Source organism: Kribbella sp. VKM Ac-2568 (genome assembly GCF_004345365.1).
GTDB lineage: Bacteria > Actinomycetota > Actinomycetes > Propionibacteriales > Kribbellaceae > Kribbella > Kribbella orskensis.
Map to the genome: position 1 here is coordinate 1 of NZ_SLVF01000040.1, position 1,352 is coordinate 1,352.

Here is a 1,352-nt window from a genome sequence, read left to right on the forward strand (position 1 = left end):
GGGACTGTAAGTTATTCGGTGTAACTCCTGAGACGTAGGAGACACCTGTGACTGATGTGAACGCTGCAAAGAAGTCGAGTGCCGAGGCGGCTGGCGAGCTGGCTGTCGTGGATGAGCAGATTCAGTTGTTGGCTGATCGGGCCCGTGCTGTGGGGCTGCGGTTGACCGGCGAGGGTGGGCTGCTGGGGCGGTTGACCAAGCGGGTGACCGAGGCGGCGTTGGAGGGCGAGATGGATGATCATCTCGGCTATTCCAAGCATGATCCGGCCGGGCGCAACGGCGAGAACTCCCGCAACGGTAAACGGGGCAAGACGGTGCTGACCGAGGCCGGTCCGGTGGAGATCGCGGTTCCGCGGGATCGCGATGCGAGTTTCGAGCCGACGATCATCAAGAAGCGGCAGCGCAGGTTGACCGGGTTGGACGACCTGGTGATCTCGTTGTCGGCCAAGGGTTTGACCCATGGTGAGATCTGCGCGCACCTGGGCGAGATCTATGGGGCGGAGGTGTCCAAGCAGACCATCTCCACCATCACCGACCGGGTCGTGGACGGCATGGCCGAGTGGCAGAGCCGGCCGTTGGACCCGGTGTATCCGGTGATCTTCATCGACTGCATCAACGTGAAGATCCGCGACGGCCAGGTCGCGAACCGGCCGATCTATGTCGCGCTCGCGGTCACCGTCGACGGAACCCGCGACATCCTTGGGTTGTGGGCCGGTGAGCACGGCGACGGCGAGGGCGCGAAGTACTGGCTGCGGGTCTTGTCGGAGATCAAGAACCGCGGCACCCACGACTGCTGCATCGTGGTCTGCGACGGGCTCAAGGGCCTGCCCGACGTCATCGCCCAGGTGTGGCCGCAGACGATCGTGCAGACCTGCATCGTGCACCTGCTGCGCAACAGCTTCCACTACGCGTCCCGGAAGGACTGGTCGACGCTCGCCAAGGACCTCAAGCCGGTCTACACCGCGCCGAGCGAGCAGGCCGCGCTGGACCGGTTCGCCGAGTTCAGTGAGAAGTGGGAAAAGCGCTACCCGGCCATCATCCGGCTGTGGACCAACGCCTGGGCCGAGTTCGTGCCGTTCCTGGCCTTCGACACCGAGATCCGCACCATCATCTGCACCACCAACGCCATCGAGGCGATCAACGCCCGAATCAGGCGGGCGGTGAACGCCCGCGGCCACTTCCCAACCGAGCAGGCCGCGCTCAAGTGCGTCTACCTCGCGATCATGAGCCTCGACCCGACCGGCACCGGCCGCAAACGCTGGTCCAACCGATGGAAGAAAGCGTTGAACGCCTTCGAGATCACCTTCGACGGGCGACTGTCCGCCGGACGCAAGTAACCCAGAGATCAACAG

At 64.3% G+C, this 1,352-nt stretch carries 1 protein-coding gene; it reads left to right on the plus strand.

Annotation, left to right across the window (positions count from 1 at the left end):
* Positions 1 to 98: 98 nt before the first annotated feature.
* Positions 99 to 1,337: an IS256 family transposase gene (locus tag EV648_RS42325; protein WP_199235163.1), complete on the plus strand. Its 1,239-nt coding sequence runs from the start codon at positions 99 to 101 to the stop codon at positions 1,335 to 1,337.
* Positions 1,338 to 1,352: the final 15 nt, after the last annotated feature.